General features: G+C 69.8%; 20 protein-coding genes. 18 read left to right on the top strand and 2 right to left on the bottom strand.

Going from position 1 to position 20570, the window contains the following annotated elements:
- Positions 1–258: 258 nt before the first annotated feature.
- The gene (locus tag AB0B40_RS21240; protein ID WP_345049262.1) at positions 259–834 is read left to right on the top strand and encodes a hypothetical protein; all 576 of its coding nucleotides are present in this window, start codon (positions 259–261) and stop codon (positions 832–834) included.
- A gap of 7 nt (positions 835–841) precedes the next feature.
- On the opposite strand, the gene AB0B40_RS21235 is transcribed toward AB0B40_RS21240, so the two are convergent.
- The gene (locus tag AB0B40_RS21235; protein ID WP_345049265.1) at positions 842–1144 is read right to left on the bottom strand and encodes a ferredoxin; all 303 of its coding nucleotides are present in this window, start codon (positions 1142–1144) and stop codon (positions 842–844) included.
- 520 nt (positions 1145–1664) lie between these two features.
- Here AB0B40_RS21235 and arc point away from each other — a divergent pair.
- The 6 genes from arc (at position 1665) to prcA (ending at position 7573) form a co-directional block, all read left to right on the top strand.
- The gene (gene arc, locus AB0B40_RS21230; protein ID WP_345049267.1) at positions 1665–3431 is read left to right on the top strand and encodes a proteasome ATPase; all 1767 of its coding nucleotides are present in this window, start codon (positions 1665–1667) and stop codon (positions 3429–3431) included.
- Positions 3432–3664: 233 nt separating this feature from the next.
- Positions 3665–5176, top strand: coding sequence for a depupylase/deamidase Dop (gene dop / locus AB0B40_RS21225; protein ID WP_345049269.1), 1512 nt, complete (start codon positions 3665–3667; stop codon positions 5174–5176).
- Positions 5177–5360: 184 nt separating this feature from the next.
- Positions 5361–5579, top strand: coding sequence for a ubiquitin-like protein Pup (locus AB0B40_RS21220; protein WP_030608326.1), 219 nt, complete (start codon positions 5361–5363; stop codon positions 5577–5579).
- A gap of 46 nt (positions 5580–5625) precedes the next feature.
- Positions 5626–5976, top strand: coding sequence for an endonuclease domain-containing protein (locus AB0B40_RS21215; RefSeq protein ID WP_362264958.1), 351 nt, complete (start codon positions 5626–5628; stop codon positions 5974–5976).
- The gene (prcB, locus tag AB0B40_RS21210) at positions 5928–6773 is read left to right on the top strand and encodes a proteasome subunit beta (protein ID WP_345049274.1); all 846 of its coding nucleotides are present in this window, start codon (positions 5928–5930) and stop codon (positions 6771–6773) included. The genes AB0B40_RS21215 and prcB overlap by 49 nt, the downstream gene beginning before the upstream one ends.
- Before the next feature lie 62 nt (positions 6774–6835).
- Positions 6836–7573: a proteasome subunit alpha gene (prcA, locus tag AB0B40_RS21205; protein ID WP_345049278.1), complete on the top strand. Its 738-nt coding sequence runs from the start codon at positions 6836–6838 to the stop codon at positions 7571–7573.
- Positions 7574–7625: 52 nt separating this feature from the next.
- Here prcA and AB0B40_RS21200 read toward each other — a convergent pair whose 3' ends face one another.
- Positions 7626–8645, bottom strand: a complete 1020-nt coding sequence (locus AB0B40_RS21200; protein WP_362264956.1) for a LacI family DNA-binding transcriptional regulator — start codon at positions 8643–8645, stop codon at positions 7626–7628.
- Between the two features lie 138 nt (positions 8646–8783).
- Between AB0B40_RS21200 and AB0B40_RS21195 the strand changes: the two genes are divergently transcribed.
- The 11 genes from AB0B40_RS21195 to AB0B40_RS21145 all read left to right on the top strand — a co-directional run bounded on the left by AB0B40_RS21195 (position 8784) and on the right by AB0B40_RS21145 (position 20212).
- On the top strand, positions 8784–10043 hold the full coding sequence (locus AB0B40_RS21195) for an MFS transporter (protein ID WP_345049283.1): 1260 nt from the start codon (positions 8784–8786) through the stop codon (positions 10041–10043).
- Between the two features lie 9 nt (positions 10044–10052).
- A complete protein-coding gene (gene pafA, locus AB0B40_RS21190; RefSeq protein WP_161289472.1) occupies positions 10053–11414 on the top strand; it encodes a Pup--protein ligase in 1362 nt (453 codons plus the stop codon).
- A 143-nt stretch (positions 11415–11557) separates the two neighbouring features.
- The gene (locus AB0B40_RS21185) at positions 11558–12562 is read left to right on the top strand and encodes an FKBP-type peptidyl-prolyl cis-trans isomerase (protein WP_362264954.1); all 1005 of its coding nucleotides are present in this window, start codon (positions 11558–11560) and stop codon (positions 12560–12562) included.
- Positions 12563–12647: 85 nt separating this feature from the next.
- Positions 12648–13019, top strand: coding sequence for an FKBP-type peptidyl-prolyl cis-trans isomerase (locus AB0B40_RS21180; RefSeq protein ID WP_362264951.1), 372 nt, complete (start codon positions 12648–12650; stop codon positions 13017–13019).
- A 137-nt stretch (positions 13020–13156) separates the two neighbouring features.
- Positions 13157–14110: a WYL domain-containing protein gene (locus AB0B40_RS21175; protein WP_345049295.1), complete on the top strand. Its 954-nt coding sequence runs from the start codon at positions 13157–13159 to the stop codon at positions 14108–14110.
- A gap of 14 nt (positions 14111–14124) precedes the next feature.
- On the top strand, positions 14125–15147 hold the full coding sequence (locus tag AB0B40_RS21170; protein ID WP_345049298.1) for a WYL domain-containing protein: 1023 nt from the start codon (positions 14125–14127) through the stop codon (positions 15145–15147).
- 96 nt (positions 15148–15243) lie between these two features.
- Positions 15244–15504: a hypothetical protein gene (locus tag AB0B40_RS21165; RefSeq protein ID WP_345049499.1), complete on the top strand. Its 261-nt coding sequence runs from the start codon at positions 15244–15246 to the stop codon at positions 15502–15504.
- 42 nt (positions 15505–15546) lie between these two features.
- A complete protein-coding gene (locus tag AB0B40_RS21160; RefSeq protein ID WP_345049300.1) occupies positions 15547–15741 on the top strand; it encodes a hypothetical protein in 195 nt (64 codons plus the stop codon).
- A 249-nt stretch (positions 15742–15990) separates the two neighbouring features.
- Positions 15991–16275, top strand: coding sequence for a Sec-independent protein translocase subunit TatA (gene tatA / locus AB0B40_RS21155; RefSeq protein ID WP_345049302.1), 285 nt, complete (start codon positions 15991–15993; stop codon positions 16273–16275).
- Between the two features lie 48 nt (positions 16276–16323).
- On the top strand, positions 16324–17268 hold the full coding sequence (gene tatC / locus AB0B40_RS21150) for a twin-arginine translocase subunit TatC (RefSeq protein ID WP_345049304.1): 945 nt from the start codon (positions 16324–16326) through the stop codon (positions 17266–17268).
- A 91-nt stretch (positions 17269–17359) separates the two neighbouring features.
- On the top strand, positions 17360–20212 hold the full coding sequence (locus AB0B40_RS21145; RefSeq protein WP_362264946.1) for a DEAD/DEAH box helicase: 2853 nt from the start codon (positions 17360–17362) through the stop codon (positions 20210–20212).
- The last annotated feature ends 358 nt before the right edge of the window (positions 20213–20570 follow it).

Raw genomic sequence — 20570 nt, 5'->3', positions numbered from 1 at the left:
TGACGGCCGACGTCGGCGATCACGCGCCGACAGCCGGGGTCACCGTCCCTGGCCATTCCCCCCACCGACGGGAACTCGGCCACGGCGCCCCCGCGTTGACAGGGCACCCGCACCGCAACGACAGCACCGCCCCGGGTACGGCCGTACACGCGGGCATGCCGCCTGCGGGAATCCCGGACCCCGCCGTTCCCCCGCACTGTGACATGTGGCACCATGCAGGCCATCCCACCGGCACAGCCCTCACAGGAGACACTCCTCGTGCAGCAATCCGCCGTTCCGGAGCTCGCCCACGCCCAGACCCGGCCCCTCCACTGGCTCGCCACCGCCACGGCCGTCGCCGGCGTCGTGGCCCTCTCCTCCGTCGTCCAGCCAGGATCGGCCACGGCAGCCCAGACCGACCCCCACACCAGGACCGCCCCCGCCCTCGCCGCGCCACCGAGCACGGCCGGCGTGGACTTCCCCCTGGAATGCGGACCCGTGAAAGCGGTGGTCGTCAAAAAGGCCACCGGAGACCTGGACGGCGACGGCAGGCCCGAAACCGTCGCCGTCGTGCACTGCGACGCCCCCATGGGCACCCCGCCCGACGGCGTCTACGTCCTCACCCGCTCCGCCGACCGCGCCAGGCCCCGCGTGATCGCCACCCTCGTCGAGCCCGGCGAACGCCTCACGGTCACCGACTTCGCCGTCCACGCGCGTGCCGTCTCCGCCACGCTCCTCGGCTACTCCTCGGACGCCGTGCCCAGTTGCTGTCCCGACACGAAGACCCCGGCCACGTGGCAGTGGAAGGGCAACGCCTTCCTCCGCTCCACCCCGGCCGGGGCCCACAGCGTCTGAACCGGACTCACTCCGCGTCGGGCCCGTACACCTCGACCCTGTCCGAAACCCGGCGCACGTGGATGCAGTCGCCGGGACACTCCTTCGCCGAGTCCACCACGTCCGTCAGCAGCGGCAGCGGCACCGGTGTGGTCGCCCCGGGAGCCTGCAGCAGCTCGTCGTCCGCGCCCTTCACATAGGCCAGCCCGTCGATGTCCAGCTCGAACACCTCCGGGGCGTACTGGGCGCAGATCCCGTCGCCGGTACACAGGTCCTGGTCGATCCAGACCTCCAGCGCCTCGCCGCCCGGGGCCTCCTGCTGCACGGTCATCTCTCCTGCCGTCGGTTCGCCGGCCGGGCCGGGCGCCGCTGAGGCCAGCCCGGTCCGCTCCAGCGGCTGTTGGACACCCCCGACCCTACCTCCGCCCCGTGCACGGCCGCGTGGGACCGGCCCCGGGTTTCCGGCCCCGCCGCCCCGGGTACCAGCGCCGGACCGGGAGAGGGGTGCCACGGCGGCCGGGTCGATCACTTTCAGCCGCCACGGCGATGACACCGTCCGCCTGAAGCGTCGCTCTGCGTGATGATCGTACGAGCGCGCCGCGTGCTGCGCGCGCACGGGCCGAACGCTGCGCAGCGGACAACTCCGGCCAGTCACGAAGGGTCTTGACCACGCCATGCGCGGAACAACCTGCTTTCCCCTCACGTTCAGTGGGTATCCCCTCCGTGCGAGGGAGTGCGCACCGGGTGACCGACGACACACCTTGACAGTCTTTGTGATCTAGGGGTTTCAATCGACACCCACCCAGGTAGGGTCTGGAAGCGTCCAGCTCCCCTTGGAGGAGGTGAGGACCGTGGCAGCCAACGACGACGACATGAACCGCGGCATCCGCCCGGGACGCGGGTCCGACGACCCGGCCGGGCAGATCGCCTACCTTGAGCAGGAGATCGCCGTCCTGCGCCGCAAGCTCGCCGACTCTCCGCGCCACACGAGGATTCTCGAAGAGCGGATCGTCGAGCTGCAGACAAACCTGGCCGGCGTGTCCGCCCAGAACGAACGACTGGCCAACACCCTCCGCGAGGCCCGCGACCAGATCGTGGCCCTCAAGGAAGAGGTCGACCGGCTCGCCCAGCCGCCGGCCGGCTTCGGTGTCTTCCTGCAAGCCAACGAGGACGGCACCGCGGACATCTTCACCGGCGGCCGCAAACTCCGGGTGAACGTCAGCCCCGGCGTCGAACTCGACGACCTGCGGCGCGGCCAGGAAGTCATGCTCAACGAAGCGCTCAACGTGGTCGAGGCCATGGAGTACGAGCGCGTCGGCGACATCGTCACCCTCAAGGAGATCCTGGAGGACGGCGAGCGCGCCCTCGTGCTGGGGCACACCGACGAGGAGCGGGTGGTGCGGCTCGCCGAGCCGCTGCTGGACGTCACCATCCGCCCCGGCGACGCCCTCCTGCTCGAACCGCGCTCCGGCTACGTCTACGAGGTCGTGCCCAAGAGCGAGGTCGAGGAACTCGTCCTCGAAGAGGTCCCCGACATCGGCTACGAGCAGATCGGCGGCCTCGGCAACCAGATCGAGGCCATCCGCGACGCGGTCGAGCTGCCGTACCTCCACCCCGACCTCTTCAAGGAGCACGAGCTGCGCCCGCCCAAGGGCGTCCTGCTCTACGGTCCGCCCGGCTGCGGCAAGACACTCATCGCCAAGGCTGTCGCGAACTCGCTCGCCAAGAAGGTGGCCGAGGTCACCGGCCAGGCCGCCGGCAAGAGCTTCTTCCTGAACATCAAGGGACCCGAGCTCCTCAACAAGTACGTCGGCGAGACCGAGCGGCAGATCCGCCTCGTCTTCCAGCGTGCGCGCGAGAAGGCCAGCGAGGGCACCCCCGTCATCGTCTTCTTCGACGAGATGGAGTCCCTCTTCCGCACCCGCGGCTCCGGCGTCAGCTCGGACGTGGAGAACACCATCGTCCCCCAGCTGCTCGCCGAGATCGACGGCGTCGAAGGCCTGCAGAACGTGGTCGTGATCGGTGCCTCCAACCGTGAGGACATGATCGACCCCGCCATCCTGCGCCCCGGCCGGCTCGACGTGAAGATCAAGATCGAGCGTCCCGACGCCGAAGCGGCCAAGGACATCTTCGGCAAGTACCTCACCGAGCGCCTCCCGCTCCACGCGGACGACCTCGACGAGCACGGCGGCGACCGGACCACCACGGTCCAGAGCATGATCCAGACCGCCGTGGAGCAGATGTACGCCGAATCCGAGGAGAACCGCTTCCTGGAAGTCACCTACGCCAACGGCGACAAGGAAGTCCTCTACTTCAAGGACTTCAACTCCGGCGCCATGATCGAGAACATCGTCGGACGTGCCAAAAAGATGGCGATCAAGGACTTCCTCGAAAAGACCCAGAAGGGCCTCCGCGTCTCCCACCTGCTCCAGGCCTGCGTGGACGAGTTCAAGGAGAACGAGGACCTGCCCAACACCACCAACCCGGACGACTGGGCCCGGATCTCCGGAAAGAAGGGCGAACGGATCGTCTACATCCGTACCCTCATCACCGGAAAGCAGGGTGCGGACACCGGCCGCTCCATCGACACGGTGGCGAATACCGGTCAGTACCTGTAAAAGCAGGGCGGCTGCGGGTGCCCTCACCGGGTACCCGCAGCTCTTGCGTTTTTCAGGCCACGACCGGAGCAGCCAATGACGCAAATGATCTCCCCACCAGCGCAAAGGCGTTCTAGGCTCGTTCCTACCGCCGAGTCGCGCAGTGCGGGGACGGGTACCGCACACGCACCGGAGCGCCAGCGGTACTTGAGCGGCGCCCACGACCGAGGGCGCCGCCGGGCAAGGAGGGCCGCATGACCGTACGGCGAGTAATGGGCATCGAGACGGAGTACGGGATCTCCGTCCCCGGCCACCCCAACGCCAATGCCATGCTCACCTCGTCCCAGATCGTCAACGCCTACGCGGCGGCGATGCACCGGGCCCGCCGGGCCCGCTGGGACTTCGAGGAGGAGAACCCGCTGCGGGACGCGCGAGGCTTCGACCTCGCCCGGGAGGCCGCCGACTCCAGCCAGCTCACCGACGAGGACATCGGCCTCGCCAACGTCATCCTCACCAACGGTGCACGGCTCTACGTCGACCACGCCCACCCGGAATACAGCGCTCCCGAGGTCACCAACCCCCGCGACGCCGTCCTCTGGGACAAGGCCGGCGAGCGGATCATGGCCGAGGCCGCCGAACGGGCCGCCCAGCTGCCCGGCGCCCAGCCCATCCACCTCTACAAGAACAACACCGACAACAAGGGCGCCTCCTACGGCACGCACGAGAACTACCTGATGAAGCGGGAAACCCCGTTCTCGGACATCGTGCGCCACCTCACGCCCTTCTTCGTCTCCCGCCAGGTCTTCGCCGGAGCGGGCCGCGTCGGCATCGGCCAGGACGGACACGAACACGGCTTCCAGCTCAGCCAGCGCGCGGACTACTTCGAGGTCGAGGTCGGCCTGGAGACCACGCTCAAGCGCCCCATCATCAACACCCGCGACGAACCGCACGCGGACGCGGAGAAGTACCGCCGGCTCCACGTGATCATCGGGGACGCCAACCTCTCCGAGATCTCGACCTACCTCAAGCTCGGCACCACGGCCCTGGTCCTGTCGATGATCGAGGACAGCTTCATCGCCGTGGACCTCGCCGTCGACCAGCCCGTGCGCACCCTCCACCAGGTCTCCCACGACCCCGGCCTCAAGCGCCTGGTCACCCTGCGCAGCGGCCGTACGCTCACCGCGGTCCAGCTGCAGATGGAGTACTACGAACTGGCCCGCAAGTACGTCGAGGAGCGCTACGGCGCCGACGCCGACGACCAGACCAAGGACGTCCTCGGCCGCTGGGAGGACACCCTCACCCGGCTGGAGAACGACCCCATGAGCCTGGCCGGCGAACTCGACTGGGTCGCCAAGCGCGAGCTGATGGAGGGCTACCGCCGCCGCGACGACCTCGACTGGGACGCCGCCCGGCTCCACCTCGTCGACCTCCAGTACGCCGACGTCCGCGCCGACAAGGGCCTGTACAACCGCCTGGCGGCCCGCGGACGCATCAAGCGGCTCCTGGACGAGTCCGAGGTCGACAAGGCCCGCACGAAGCCGCCGGAGGACACCCGTGCCTATTTCCGGGGCCGGTGCCTGGAGCAGTACGCCGACGACGTCGCCGCGGCCAGCTGGGACTCGGTCATCTTCGACCTCCCCGGCCGGGACTCCCTCCAGCGTGTCCCAACCCTGGAACCGCTACGCGGAACGCGAAATCACGTCAAGGAGCTGCTGGACCGCTGCCGCACGGCGGAAGACCTGGTCAGGGTCCTGTCAGGCGGCTGAGCGCGATCAACGGCCCGGACAGCGGGTACTCGAACCGCCCCGGGCCGACAGGGTGGAAAGCCCACCACCCGGGAATCATCGAGGTGGCCCCCGCAGCTTGTGGAAACTGCGGGGCCGATGTCGGACCCGGCCTATAGGGTCTGATCATCACCGATCGGCAGGCGAACTGAGCGGGGTGAGGGTTATGGCGACCAAGGACACCGGCGGCGGCCAGCAGAAGGCGACGCGCTCGACCGAGGAGGTCGAGGAGCAGGCGCAGGACGCGCAGGCTTCGGAGGACCTGAAGGAACGGCACGAGAAGCTGTCGGACGACGTGGACTCCGTCCTGGACGAGATCGACGACGTACTCGAGGAGAACGCCGAAGATTTCGTGAGGTCCTTCGTGCAAAAGGGTGGCCAGTAGGCCACTTTTGCCTTCGAATCTACGGTTCGCGGGCTCGGGGGTGTGAGTGAGCGAGGAGCAGGGGGCGAAGCGTCGCTCGCGGTGCAGGGATGCCGGACCGCGAGCGGCCTTCGCCCGTGACAAGGCCGCTCGTGACGGGCCGCAGGCCTGCTGCCGGAAGTGCTGGAGGATGTCCCACCGGGCCCGGCAGAAGGTGTGTCCGGCCGCTGTGCCCGCACATGTGGATCACCGCCGTCAGACGGGTAGGGTCCGTGGCGTAGCGTGCTCCAGCGGCAATGCCGCACTGGGGCAGTTCAAGGATCAGCCCGAGGTCATCAGGCGGGCTGCTGCATACGTGGAAGGAAACGCGTGGAAGCCAACACTCGTAGCACCGGGCGTCTGCCAGCTGCCTTCCTGACGCCAGGATCCTCCTCCTTCATGGACTTCCTCTCCGGGCACCAGCCGGAGATGCTGCCCGGCAACCGGCAGCTGCCGCCCACGCAGGGCGTGATCGAGGCGCCGCACGGGACGACCATCGTGGCCGTGACGTTCCCCGGCGGCGTGGTGCTCGCCGGTGACCGGCGGGCCACGATGGGCAACGTCATCGCCCAGCGGGACATCGAGAAGGTGTTCCCGGCCGACGAGTACTCGGCCGTCGGTATCGCCGGCACCGCCGGTCTGGCCGTGGAGATGGTCAAGCTCTTCCAGCTGGAGCTGGAGCACTTCGAGAAGGTCGAGGGCGCACAGCTGTCCCTGGAGGGCAAGGCGAACCGGCTGTCGACCATGATCCGTTCGAATCTGGGCATGGCCATGCAGGGTCTGGCCGTGGTGCCTCTCTTCGCGGGGTACGACGTGGACGGTGAGAAGGGGCGCATCTTCTCGTACGACGTCACCGGCGGCCGTTCCGAGGAGCACAACTTCGCGGCGACGGGTTCCGGCTCGATCTTCGCGCGGGGTGCGATGAAGAAGCTGTTCCGGGACGACCTGACCGAGGAGCAGGCGACCACACTGGTGGTGCAGGCCCTCTATGACGCGGCTGACGACGACTCGGCGACGGGTGGTCCCGATGTCGCCCGCCGGATCTACCCGATCATCACCGTGATCACCGAGGACGGTTTCCGCCGGCTCACCGAGGAGGAGGCGTCGGAGGTCTCCCGCGCGGTGCTCCAGAGGCGTCTGGAGGAGCCGGACGGTCCCAAGGCCGCTCTGCTCTGAGCCGCGGCCCCGGTTCTTATCAAGGTGATCCAGTGACCATGACAGAAAGGGACGGATAACCGGTGTCGACGCCGTTCTATGTCTCACCCCAGCAGGCCATGGCCGACCGGGCGGAGTACGCCCGCAAGGGCATCGCCCGCGGTCGCAGCCTTGTCGTGCTGCAGTATGCCGACGGCATCGTGTTCGTCGGGGAGAACCCGTCCCGCGCGCTGCACAAGTTCAGCGAGATCTACGACCGGATCGGTTTCGCGGCGGCCGGCAAGTACAACGAGTACGAGAATCTGCGGATCGGCGGTGTCCGCTACGCCGACCTGCGGGGTTACACCTATGACCGGGCCGATGTCACGGCTCGTGGTCTGGCCAACGTCTACGCCCAGACACTGGGCACGATCTTCTCCTCCGCGGCCGAGAAGCCGTACGAGGTGGAGCTGGTGGTGGCCGAGGTGGGGGAGACCCCCGACGGTGACCAGATCTACCGGCTGCCGCACGACGGCTCGATCGTGGACGAGCACGGTTCGGTCGCGGTGGGCGGCAACGCGGAGCAGATCGGCACTTTCCTCGATCAGCGGCATCGTGACGGTATGTCGTTGGCGGAGGCCCTGAAGCTGGCCGTGCAGGCTCTGTCGCGGGACACCAACGGCAGTGAGCGGGAGATCCCCGCCGAGCGCCTGGAGGTCGCCGTACTGGACCGTACGCGTCCGCAGAAGCGCAAGTTCAAGCGCGTCGTCGGCCGTCAGCTCTCCCGTCTGCTGGAGGCGGGCGGCGCGAGCACGGAAGCGGAGAGCTCCGAGGAGGAGTGATCCGTCCCTGTCCAGTGGTGCCCCGGCCGGGTCTGCGGCCGGGGCGCCGCGCTTATCGGGGGGTGGGCGGCGGGGCGGTGGAGCCGCGGACGACGAGTTCGACGGGGATGTCCCCGCTCTCCGGTTCGCGGCCGTCGAGGACGGCCAGGAGGGCCCGCATGCCGCGGTCGCCGAAGAGTTCGGCGTCGAGCCTGACCGTGGTGAGTTCCGGGTCGAGCGCGGTGGCCAGGGCGAGGTCGTCCAGGCCGGTGACGGAGATGTCGTCCGGGACGCGCAGGCCGAGGCGGCGCAGGGCTTTGTAGGCGCCGGCGGCGAGTTTGTCGTCGTCGCAGACGATGGCCGTCGGCCGGGGGCCGGGGGTGGTGAGCGCGGCCTCGGTGGCGGTCAGGGCGCCGTCGATGGAGATCGGGGCGCGGGCGGTGCTGAGGTGGGCGCCGGGTACGGCGGCGGTGTGCGCGGCCAGTTCCTCGGCGCGGACTTCGAAGGTCCAGGAGGGCACGTCGGCGGCGAGGTGCAGGATGCGGCGGTGGCCGAGGCCGAGCAGGTGGGCGGCGACCTGGCGGACGCCGTCGGCGATGTCGAGGTTCACGGTCGCGGCGCCGAGGCTGCCGGCGGGGTCGCTGTCGAGCATGACGAGGGGGAGCTGGTCGCCGCGGATGGCGGTGAGGGCGTCGGCGGCCATGGAGGAGGCGATGACTCCGTCCAGGGCGGCCTGGGCGGAGGCGAAGGGGTCGCGGGCGGGGCCGATGCCTTCGGGGGAGGGGTAGAGGACCACGCCGAAGCCGTGTTCGGCGGCGACGCGGGCGGCGCCGGTGTAGACGCCGGCGAAGAACTCGGTGGTGAGGGCGGGTACGACGAGCAGGACGGTGCGGGTGTGGCCGAGGCGGAGGTTGCGGGCGGCGAGGTTGGGCCGGTAGCCGAGGTCGCGGGCGGCTTCCCGGACGCGTTCGGCGGTGGTCTGCGACACGCGGCCGCGCCATTTGTCGCCCAGTACGAGGGAGACGGCCGCCTGGGAGACCCCGGCCGCCTGGGCGACGTCCCGGCTGGTCGGGCGCGTGCTGCTGTGTGCCACGGTGGGCCTGCTCCTTGTCGTCGGGTCGCCGGCCGGTGGGTGTTCGGGCCCTGCGGCTCGTTCGGGTCGTGTGGACGTGTGAACAGCGCACATGGTACGTATGGAAGCGGACGTTATACGTAACACTTGGAGGCGGGCATGGCCACGGGATACCTGGAGATCCTGAAGGCGAGACACGCGCTCCGGCTGCTCACGGGGACTCTGGTCGGCCGGCTGCCCAATGCCACCGCCGCCATCGCCCTGGTGCTCTTCGTCCGGGCCGAGGGCGGCACCTACAGCCTGGCCGGTGCTCTCGCGGCCGTGTACGGCGTCGCCAACGCGGTCGGCCAGCCGGTGCTGGGCCGCCTGGTGGACCTGTACGGCCAGCCGCGTGTGCAGTTGCCCGCTGCCGTTCTGGCGGCCCTCGCCATGACGCTGTTCGCGCTCTCCGGCACCGATCCGCTGCCGCTGGCCTACGCGGCCGTGGCGGCGGCCGGCCTGTTCACGCCGCCCCTGGAGGGCGGCCTGCGTGCGCTGTGGCCGTCGGTGCTGCGCCGTGAGGACCAGGTGCACACGGCGTACGCCATGGACGCGATCGCCCAGGAGATCATGTTCACCGCCGGGCCGCTGCTGGTGACCCTGTGCGTGTCGCTGTGGGACGAGCGTGCCGCCCTGCTGGTGCTGAACGTCCTCGGTGTGCTCGGCGCGCTCTCGGTGGTCGTCTCGCCGCCCTCGCGCGCGTGGCGCTCGGCTCCGCGGGAGGCCCACTGGCTGGGTGCCCTGCGGTCGCCCGGTCTGCTCGCCCTGCTCGCCGCGTTCCTGTTCGTCGGTGTGGCGCTGGGTTCCATCACGGTCGCCGCGGTGTCGTACGCCGACGGTCATGGCGGTGACGCGGTGTACGGCTGGCTGATGGCCGGGCTGGGCCTGGGGGCCCTGGCCGGCGGCACCGTCTACGGGGCCCGTCGGTGGGCGGGTGCGCCCGAGCGGCGACTGCGGGTCCTGGTGGCGCTTCTGGCGGTGTGTTACCTGCCGCTGATGCTGGTGCCGGGGCCGGTGGTGATGGTGCTGCTCAGCGTGGTTTCCGGGGTGTTCCTGGCGCCCTGTATCGCCTGCGCGTTCATCATCGTGGACCGGCATGCGCCGAGGGGGACGGTCACCGAGGCGTTCTCCTGGCTCGTGACGACGTTCACCGTGGGCGCGTCGGTGGGAACGGGCCTGGCGGGGCCGGTGGTCCAGGCCGGTGGCACGGTGTGGGGCTTCGCTCTGCCGAGCGTGGCGGGGGCCGTGTCGTTGCTGGTCCTGCTGGGCACGGGGCGGGTCCTCGCAGCTCCCGCGCGCGGCGGGGTCGTTGCGGCTTCATCGGAAAATGATCCAAATCGTGCTGTCGAACCCCGTTTCAGCTCGGGGGATCGGGCGTAATGTTCCCTCATGGACCGCCGCATTTTCGGGCTGGAGAATGAGTACGGCGTCACGTGCACGTTCAGGGGACAGCGCCGCCTGTCTCCTGACGAGGTGGCGCGGTACCTCTTCCGCCGTGTCGTGTCATGGGGCCGCAGCAGCAATGTCTTTCTGCGAAACGGCGCCCGGCTCTATCTCGACGTGGGTTCACATCCGGAATACGCGACACCCGAATGTGACAACGTGACCGAACTGGTCACCCACGACAAAGCCGGCGAGCGCATTCTCGAAGGACTCCTGGTGGACGCGGAACGACGCCTGCACGAGGAGGGCATCGCAGGCGACGTCTACCTCTTCAAGAACAACACCGACTCGGCGGGCAACTCCTACGGTTGCCATGAGAACTACCTGGTGGCGCGGCACGGGGAGTTCTCCCGGCTCGCGGACATCCTGATCCCGTTCCTGGTCACCCGGCAGCTGCTGTGCGGCGCCGGAAAGGTGCTGCAGACGCCGCGGGGCGCCGTCTACTGCGTCAGCCAGCGGGCGGAACACATCTGGGAGGGCGTCTCCTCGGCGACGACCCGCTCCCGGCCCATCATCAACACCCGTGACGAGCCGCACGCGGACGCCGAGCGTTACCGCAGGCTGCACGTCATCGTCGGCGACTCGAACATGTCCGAGACGACGATGCTGCTCAAGGTCGGCGCCACCGATCTGGTGCTGCGCATGATCGAGGCCGGCACCGTGATGCGTGACCTCACCCTGGAGAACCCGATCCGGGCGATCCGGGAGGTCAGCCACGACATCACCGGCCGGCGCAAGGTGCGTCTGGCCAGCGGCCGGGAGGCCTCCGCGCTGGAGGTGCAGCGCGAGTACTTCGACAAGGCGCTGGACTTCTGCGACCGCCGGGGCATCCGTACCGGTACGGTCGCGCAGGTCCTGGAGCTGTGGGGCCGTACGCTCGAGGCGATCGAGAACGAGGAACTGGACCGCATCGGGACCGAGATCGACTGGGTCATGAAGTACAAGCTCATCGAGCGGTACCGGGCCAAGCACAACATGACGATGTCGCATCCGCGGGTCGCCCAGATAGACCTCGCCTACCACGACATCCACCGCCGTCGCGGCCTGTACTACCTGCTGGAGAAGAAGGGCCAAGCCGCCCGGGTCTGCAACGACTTGAAGATCTTCGAAGGCAAGTCGGTTCCTCCGCAGACCACTCGGGCGCGGTTGCGCGGCGACTTCATCCGGCGGGCACAGGAGCAGCGCCGGGACTTCACGGTCGACTGGGTGCATCTGAAGCTCAACGACCAGGCGCAGCGCACCGTGCTGTGCAAGGACCCGTTCCGTTCCGTGGACGACCGGGTGGAGAAGCTGATCGCCGGAATGTAGCGAAAGGCGGGTGAGCCGGGTGTTCGGGCGCCGAGGTGTCCGAACGCCACACGGGCGCCGTACGTTTCCCGTACGGCGCCCGTGTCAGGTCGTAGAGTTGCGCGCACGCCATCCGCAAGATCGACCGATTACGAGGCTCTTCCGTGCGCCGACGCTCACTTCTCCTCGCCGCCGTTCCCGCAGGACTGGTCACGCTCGCCGGATGCGGTGACGGCACGTCCGACTCCAGCAAGACGAGCGCCTCGCCGTCGCCCTCGGTGTCCTCCGCGCCGCCGCCCAAGATCGTGGACGGGCCGCTGCCGGCGATCACGGCGGGTAGGAAGTTCGGCGAGAAGCCGACCGTCGCCAAGGGGACGGGCGAGCCGCCGAAGGACCTCGCCGTGAAGACGGTGATCGCGGGCAGTGGCCGGACGGTCGCGGAGAACGACTTCATCCGGGCCGACTACCTGGGCCAGGTCTGGAGCTCGGGCAAGGTCTTCGACAACTCCTACGACCGTAAGCGTCCGCTGGTCATGCAGCTCGCCCAGGGCAGCATCATCGACGGCTGGCGCTACGCCCTGCAGGGCAAGAGGACGGGCAGCCGGATCGAGATCGCCGTGCCGCCGGCCCTGGGCTACGGCAAGGGCGGCAACGCGCAGGCGGGCATCAAGGGCACGGACACCCTGGTGTTCGTCATCGACCTGGAGGAGTCGTTCAACTCCAAGAGCTCGGCCAAGGGCACGCCGGTGCCGCAGACGGACGCCGCCCTGCCGAAGGTGGGCACCAACACCGACGGCCAGGTCCCGAAGGTCACGATTCCCCGGACGGACCCGCCGAAGAAGCTCGTGTCGCAGTACGTCCTGGAGGGCGACGGCCCCGAGCTGAAGGCCGACCAGACGGTCCTGTGCCAGTTCCAGGGCCTGGTCTGGGACGGCGGAAAGACCTTCGAGCGGACGTACGGCTCGGGCCGGCTCAGTCAGTTCTCGCTGCAGCAGATGCAGCAGGCGGTCAAGGGCCTCGCCCAGGGCCTGACCGGCAAGAAGGTGGGCAGCAGGGTCCTGATCGTGATTCCGCCGGAGCTGGGGTACGGGGACAACCCGCCGAGCGGCGGGGCCGTCAAGAAGGGCTCGACCCTGGTGTTCACGGTGGACATCCTGGCGGCGATGTAGCCCGGCGCGCCCGTGGCGGGCGTGCGGGCCCTGGAGATGAAAGACTGTCCGCGTTTCGTGTCGTACACAAGCAGGAGCTTTTGACGTGAGCAACGAGAAGCCCGAGATCGACTTTCCCGAGGGCAACCCCCCGGCGGACCTTGAGATCAAGGACATCTGGGAAGGTGACGGGCCGGTCGCGGAGGCGGGTCAGAACGTCACCGTGCACTACGTGGGCGTCGCCTTCAGCACCGGTGAGGAGTTCGACGCCAGCTGGAACCGCGGGACGCCGTTCACTTTCCCGCTGGGCGGGGGCCGGGTCATCGCGGGCTGGGACAAGGGCGTGCAGGGCATGAAGGTCGGTGGCCGCCGCCAGCTGACCATCCCCGCCCACCTCGCCTACGGCAACCAGAGCCCGACCCCGGCGATCAAGCCCGGCGAGACCCTGATCTTCGTGGTGGACCTCCTCGCCGTCTGATCCGCGGCTCGGGTCCGACCGGATCTGATCACCTGGGGCCCATGCCTGCTCGGGCATGGGCCCTCGGCTTTTGTCACCGCACGTCGGAGCGGTACGGTCATCGGTCGTAAGCACCATAGGGAAGACGAAGGGCGTCGATGGCCATTGCCAAGGCCGAGCGGCTGATGAACCTCGCGCTGTGTCTGCTCGGCACGCGTCGGCCACTCAGCAAGCGCGAGCTGCGCGAGAGCATCGAGGCCTACCTGGAGGCGGGCTCCGACGACTCCTTCAACCGCATGTTCGAGCGGGACAAGGACGACCTGCGCGAGCTGGGCCTGGTCATCGAGACCGTGGAGAACCTCGACGGCGAGGTCGGCTATCTCGCCCGCCGCGACAGCAACCGCCTGCCCCCCATCACCCTGGACGCCGAGGAGGCCGCCGCCCTCGGTCTGGCCGCCAAGATCTGGCAGCAGGCCCGCCTGGCCGGGGCCGCCAGCGGAGCCCTGCAGAAGCTGCGTGCGGCCGGCCTGCCCGAGGACGTCGACCCGTACGAGGCGCACGGCGCGCTGGAGCCGCGCATCCCGGTGCACGAGGCCGCCTTCGAACCGCTGATGCTGGCCTGCCGCGACCGCCGCCCGGTGCTCTTCGAGTACCGCAAGGCGTCCGCCGCCCGCCCCGAGCCCCGGCACGTCGAGCCGTGGGCGCTGGAGTGCTGGCGCGGCCACTGGTACCTGGCCGGCTTCGACCGCGACCGGGGCGCCGAGCGTGTCTTCCGGCTCTCCCGGATCACCGGCAAGGTCAGGTCCCGCGGTACGGGCTTCACCGCGCCCGTGCCGGACGTCGTCACCGTGCGTGAGACCGTCGCGAGCTGGGCCGGTGAGATCGCCGACCGCTCGGCGCTGATCCGGCTGCGGTCCGGCGCCGGTTACCCCCTTCGGGCGAAAGCCACCAAGGTCCGGGAACTCGGCGACGGCTGGGACGAGTTGGAGATTCCGTACGGGCACGGCCTGGACGCCTGGCTGGCGGAGTTCGGGCCGGTCGTGGTGGTCGTGGAGCCGGCGGAGCTGCGGGCCGACGTGGTGGACCGGCTGCGTGCCGTGGCCAAGGGCTGAGGGGGAGCAGGACTGTGGCAGGCAAACCGGCCAGGACGGTCAACGCCATCGACCAGACCCGGCGGATGCTCTCCCTGGTGACGTATCTCCGGGAGCGCCCCGGTGCCCGGATCGCCGATGTGGCGCGCGCCTTCGGCATCAGTGAGGACGAGCTGGTCGCCGACCTCGATCTGCTGCCCATGTGCGGGACCAGCTTCCGTGGCGGGGACCTGCTGGACATCGACACCGACGGCGAGCGCATCTGGTGGCACAACCCGGCCGCGCTCGGCGAGGAGGCGGCCGAGCCGCTCCGGCTCGCCGCCGACGAGGCGACCGCCCTGCTGGTCGCCGCCCGGGCGGTGGCGACGCTGCCCGGCCTGCGGGAGGGGGACCGGCAGGCCCTGGTGCGGGCCACCGCCAAGGTGGAGACCGCGGCCGGCGAGGCCGCCGGCGCCAGTTCCCGTCTGTCGGTGACCTTCGAGTCCGAGGGCGGTGTCTTCGCCGACGTCGACCGGGCGATCTCCGAGCGCCGCCGGCTGTGGATCCGTTACTACTCCCCGGCCCGCGACGAGCTCACCGAGCGCGAGATCGACCCGATCCGGCTGGTCAGCGTCGGCCACACCTATGTGGAGGCCTGGTGCCGGCGCTCCGAGGCGCGGCGCACCTTCCGCCTGGACCGGGTGGCCGAGATCAGAATCCTGGACGCGCCCTCGGCCCCGCCGGAGATAGAGCTGCGCGACCTCTCCGAGGCCCTGGTGCAGCCGGCCGCCGAGGATCCGGAGGTCGTGGTCGAGGTAGGCCCCGGCGGCCGCTGGGTCGCCGAGTACTACCCGCACGACAGTGCCGATGAGCTGCCCGACGGCGGGCTGCGTATCTCTCTGCGCACCCCCGACCCGGCCTCCCTGCGCCGGCTGGCGCTGCGGCTCGGCGGCGACGGCCGGATCGTCTCGCCGCCGGAGCTGGCCGACAGCGCCCGCCGGGCGGCCCGCGAGGCGCTGGCGGCGTACGACGGCGCGGTGCCCGGTGCCGAGGGCGGACGGGACGAGGGGTCTGGGTGAGCCGAGGCCGTGGCGTCCCGGCGGCGCACGACCGAAGCGACCAGAGGAAGGGGAGCGAGGGCTGTGAGCGAGTATGCGGAGCCCGGTGCGGGTGAGATGACGGTGGCGGCGGCCTTCGCCGGGATGCGCAGAGTGGTCCCGGTGATGTTCAGGGCCGGCTGCCCGGACTGCCGTGGCCGCTTCGAGCTCGCGGCGAGTGCGCTGCGCCTCGCCATCGGCGCGAGCAGCCGGACGACGTTCTACTCCTTCACCTGCCCCGATTGCGGCGCCGCGGTCCGCAAGCCGGCCGGGGAGCGGATCGTGGAGCTGCTCACCGGCGGTGGGGTCAGGACCCTGCGACTGCACTCCACGGTGTAGCCGGGCGCGGTCCGCGCGGCGGGACGCACTAGTCTCGGCGTCATGTTCTGGCCGATGTTCGCGGTAGCCGTGGGTTTCCTGGGTCTCGCTGTCCTGGGGGTGCTCGCCGTCCGGGTCTTTCTGGAGGCGCGCCGGCTCGGGGAGCAGGTCGCGGATTCCGCGCGTCGTATCAACAGGGCCGCCGAGAATCTGGAGCGGGCGGCCGTGAGCGCGGCCCGGGCCGTGGACACGCTGTGAGCGGGGCGCAGGGCGGCCCCGAACGGGCCGGGGCGCGTGCGCCGTCGGTCACTTCGCCCTGTCACCTTGCCCACCCGGCCAGGTACGCTGCAGATCGCGGCCCGGAAACGAGGCGCGGTCCGCGGTGCAGGAGTACGCCCGGGGATTGTTCCGCGTTCATCCCCAGGCGTTACGATCGCAGACAGCATGACGTTCGGACGAGTGTCCGACCTGTCGGACATGCCCGCCTCGATGAGAAGGTGAAGATTTATGTTCCGCAACGGACTTGAGCCGTGGCACCTGCTGATCCTCGTTGTGGTGATCCTCCTCGTGTTCGGCTCGAAGAAGCTGCCGGACATGGCGCGCTCGCTCGGCAAGTCGGCCCGCATCCTGAAGAGCGAGGCGAAGGCGATGAAGGAGGACGGCAAGCAGCCGTCCGACACCGCCCCGTCCGCCGAGGAGCCCGCTCCCGCTCAGCGCACGATCCAGGCCGCGCCCGGCGACGTGACCAGCTCCCGGCCGGTCAACGAGCCGACGGACACGACCCAGCGCTGACGCGAGGACCGGGGGCATCCGGTCCGTTGTACGAGATGAGGATGTGGGTTGCTCAAGTCTGCCCGCAAAAAGGAGAGGGATCCCGAGGGGCGGATGCCGCTCGGGGAGCACCTGCGTGAGCTGCGCAACCGGCTCGCGAAGGGTGTCCTGGCGATCCTCGCCGTCACCATCGTCGCGGCCTTCTTCTACCGGGACATCATCGATGTCATCACCCGGCCGATGCTCGACGAGATCGGCTGCCACCAGTCCTTCGGTGAGCTGGCCGACGTCAAGAACGTCCGCTGCGCGCACATCACCATCAGCGGCCTGCTGGCGCCGTTCACCCTGGCCCTGAAGGTGGCCCTGATGGCCGGTGTCGTACTCGCGTCGCCGGTCTGGCTCTACCAGCTGTGGGCGTTCGTCGCACCGGGTCTGCACCGCAGCGAGAAGAAGTACGCCTACGGCTTCGTCGGCTTCGGCTTCCCGCTCTTCCTCGGCGGCGGCTACCTCGCCTTCCACGTGCTGCCCACCACGGCGAAGGTCATGATCGGCCTCACCCCGCAGGGCGCCGAGAACCTCCTGCCGCTGGACGACCTGCTGGACCTCATCACCCGCATGATCGTCGTCTTCGGTCTCGCCTTCGAGATGCCGCTGCTGCTGGTCATGCTCAATCTCACCGGGGTGCTGTCCGGACGGCGCATGCTGGGCTGGTGGCGGGCCATGGTCGTCGGCATCACCGTCTTCGCCGCGGTGGCCACGCCGAGCCCCGACCCGATGACGATGCTGGCGCTGGCGGCGCCGATCTGGGCGCTGTACTTCATCGCCGTGGCCATCTCGCTGCTCAACGACCGGCGCCGGGCTCGCCGCGAGGCGCAGGGCCCCGGCGACGACGAGGCGTCCGAGCTGGACCTCACGCCCGAGGACATCGGCGAGATCGAGCCCGTCCCGGCCGCCCGCGCGCTGCCGGAGCAGGCGAGCACCGACCGGGTCAACGGTTACGACGACGTCACCTGATCCCTCACCGAGTCGCCGCGCGATGCCCCCGTCCCCCGTGGACGGGGGCATCCGTCGTCCACGGGGGACGGGCCGGCCGGCGATCCCGGTAATGATCGTCCTGTTGTCGGTGGGGCCCGGTACGCTCGAAAGTACGATGACAGAGGATCTCTCACCGGCCGAGCGGTACGCGGCAGCCCGCAGGCGGGCAGCCGAGCAGGCCACCGCGCTCGCCTCCTTCCGCGAGATGTACGACTTCGGCCTCGACCCCTTCCAGATCGAGGCCTGCCAGGCGCTCGAAGCGGGGAAGGGTGTGCTGGTGGCCGCCCCCACCGGCTCGGGCAAGACGATCGTGGGCGAGTTCGCCGTCCACCTCGCCCTGAAGCAGGGCAAGAAGTGCTTCTACACGACACCCATCAAGGCGCTGTCGAACCAGAAGTACGCCGACCTGTGCCGTCGCTACGGCGCCGACAAGGTCGGCCTGCTGACCGGCGACAACAGCGTGAACTCCGATGCGCCGGTGGTCGTGATGACCACCGAGGTGCTGCGGAACATGCTGTACGCCGGGTCGCAGACCCTCCTCGGCCTCGGCTACGTGGTCATGGACGAGGTGCACTACCTCTCCGACCGCTTCCGGGGCGCCGTCTGGGAGGAGGTGATCATCCACCTGCCCGAGTCGGTGACCCTGGTGTCGCTCTCCGCCACCGTCTCCAACGCGGAGGAGTTCGGTGACTGGCTGGACACCGTCCGTGGCGACACGGAGGTGATCGTCTCCGAGCACCGGCCCGTGCCGCTGTTCCAGCACGTGCTCGCCGGGCGCCGGATGTACGACCTGTTCGAGGAGGGCGAGGGCCACAAGAAGGCCGTCAACCCCGACCTGGCCCGGCTGGCCCGCATGGAGGCCACCAGGCCGTCGTACCAGGACCGCAGGCGCGGCCGGGCGATGCGCGAGGCCGACCGGGAGCGCGAGCGCAGACAGCGCTCGCGGGTGTGGACGCCGGGCCGCCCCGAGTTCATCGAGCGCCTGGACTCCGAGGGGCTGCTGCCCGCCATCACCTTCATCTTCAGCCGTGCCGCGTGCGAGGCCGCCGTCCAGCAGTGCCTGTACGCGGGCCTGAGGCTCAACGACGAGGAGGCCCGGGACCGGGTCCGTGCCCTGGTCGAGGAGCGCACCGCCTCCATCCCGCACGAGGACCTGCACGTCCTCGGCTACTACGAGTGGCTGGAGGGCCTGGAGCGCGGCATCGCCGCCCACCACGCGGGCATGCTGCCGACCTTCAAGGAGGTCGTCGAGGAGCTGTTCGTGCGTGGCCTGGTGAAGGCGGTGTTCGCCACCGAGACCCTCGCGCTCGGCATCAACATGCCCGCCCGCTCGGTGGTGCTGGAGAAGCTCGTCAAGTGGAACGGCGAGCAGCACGCCGACATCACGCCCGGTGAGTACACCCAGCTGACCGGCCGTGCGGGCCGCCGGGGCATCGACGTCGAGGGTCACGCCGTGGTGCTGTGGCAGCGCGGGATGAGCCCCGAGCACCTCGCCGGTCTCGCGGGCACGCGCACGTATCCGCTGCGCTCCAGCTTCAAGCCGTCGTACAACATGGCGGTCAACCTGGTCGAGCAGTTCGGCCGGCACCGCTCGCGCGAGCTGCTGGAGACGTCCTTCGCGCAGTTCCAGGCCGACAAGTCGGTCGTCGGGATCTCCCGCCAGGTGCAGCGCAACGAGGAGGGTCTGGAGGGCTACAAGGCGTCCATGACCTGCCACCTCGGCGATTTCGAGGAGTACGCGCGGCTGCGCCGCGAGCTGAAGGACCGGGAGACCGAGCTGGCCCGGCAGGGCGTGAACCAGCGTCGCGCCGAGGCCGCCACCTCCCTGGAGAAGCTCAAGCCGGGCGACGTCATCCACGTGCCCGCGGGCAAGTACGCGGGCCTCGCCCTGGTCCTGGACCCGGGACTGCCCGCCGGCCGTTCCAACGGGCACCGCGGCCTGGACCACCACGACGGTCCGCGCCCGCTGGTGCTGACCGCCGAACGGCAGGTCAAGAGGCTGGCGTCCATCGACTTCCCCGTGCCGGTCGAGGCGCTGGACCGGATGCGGATCCCGAAGTCCTTCAACGCGCGCTCGCCGCAGTCCCGCCGGGACCTCGCCTCGGCGCTGCGCACCAAGGCCGGGCACATCCCGCCCGAGCGGGCCCGCAAGAAGCGGTCGCAGGCCGCCGACGACCGCGAGATCGCCCGGCTGCGGACCGCCATCCGGGCCCACCCCTGCCACGGCTGCAACGACCGTGAGGACCACGCCCGTTGGGCCGAGCGCTACCACCGGCTGCTGCGCGACACCTCGCAGCTGGAGCGGCGCATCGAAGGCCGCACGAACACCATCGCGCGCACCTTCGACCGGATCGTGGCCCTGCTGACCGAGCTGGACTACCTGCGGGGTGACGAGGTCACCGAGCACGGCAAGCGGCTCGCGCGGCTGTACGGCGAACTGGACCTGCTGGCCAGTGAGTGTCTGCGCGAGCGGGTCTGGGAGGGCCTGGACCCCGCCGAACTCGCCGCCTGCGTCTCGGCGCTGGTGTACGAGGCACGGGTCGGCGACGACGCGATGGCGCCGAAGCTGCCGTCCGGCAGGGCCAAGGCCGCGCTCGGTGAGACGGTCCGGATCTGGGGCCGGCTGGACGCTCTGGAGGAGGACTTCCGGATCAACCAGACCGAGGGCGTCGGCCAGCGCGAACCCGACCTCGGCTTCGCCTGGGCCGCCTACATGTGGGCCTCCGGCAAGGGACTGGACGAGGTGCTGCGCGAGGCGGAGATGCCGGCCGGTGACTTCGTGCGGTGGTGCAAGCAGGTCATCGACGTGCTCGGCCAGATCTCCGCGGCCGCTCCCGTGGAGGGCTCGACGGTGGCCAAGGCCGCGCGCAAGGCGGTCGACCAGTTGCTGCGGGGTGTGGTCGCCTACTCCTCGGTGGGCTGAGACAGGCGCCGGAACAGGCGCTGCCGCTCGTACCGCCCCGGTACCGTCCTCGTCGGACGGTACCGGGGCGTACTGCCGCCCGGGGAACGGCGGCCGCGCCCGTCGAGGTGCGGCCGCCGATCCTTTTTCACTCTTCACGGTGAGTGACTTCCGTACGCCCGTGTGCTGTTACCGAACGTGTGCGCACAAGAGCGCAGCGTGCAAAAGGAGTTGAGCGTACTCCGGTTGCGAGGGCGATTTCAGGTGCTTGCCGAATATGACACGGCGATGATCCGGTCGGACTAAGCTCGCCCGCGGCGCACCGAGTTGAGGCAATTCGTGCGTCTGTTCCCAAACATGAAGTAGATCCCGACAGTTC

The organism is Streptomyces sp. NPDC042638, assembly GCF_040647235.1.
Lineage (GTDB): Bacteria > Actinomycetota > Actinomycetes > Streptomycetales > Streptomycetaceae > Streptomyces > Streptomyces rameus.
Note: the sequence above shows the minus strand (reverse complement) of the source record. Positions and strands in the feature narration are given on the sequence as shown.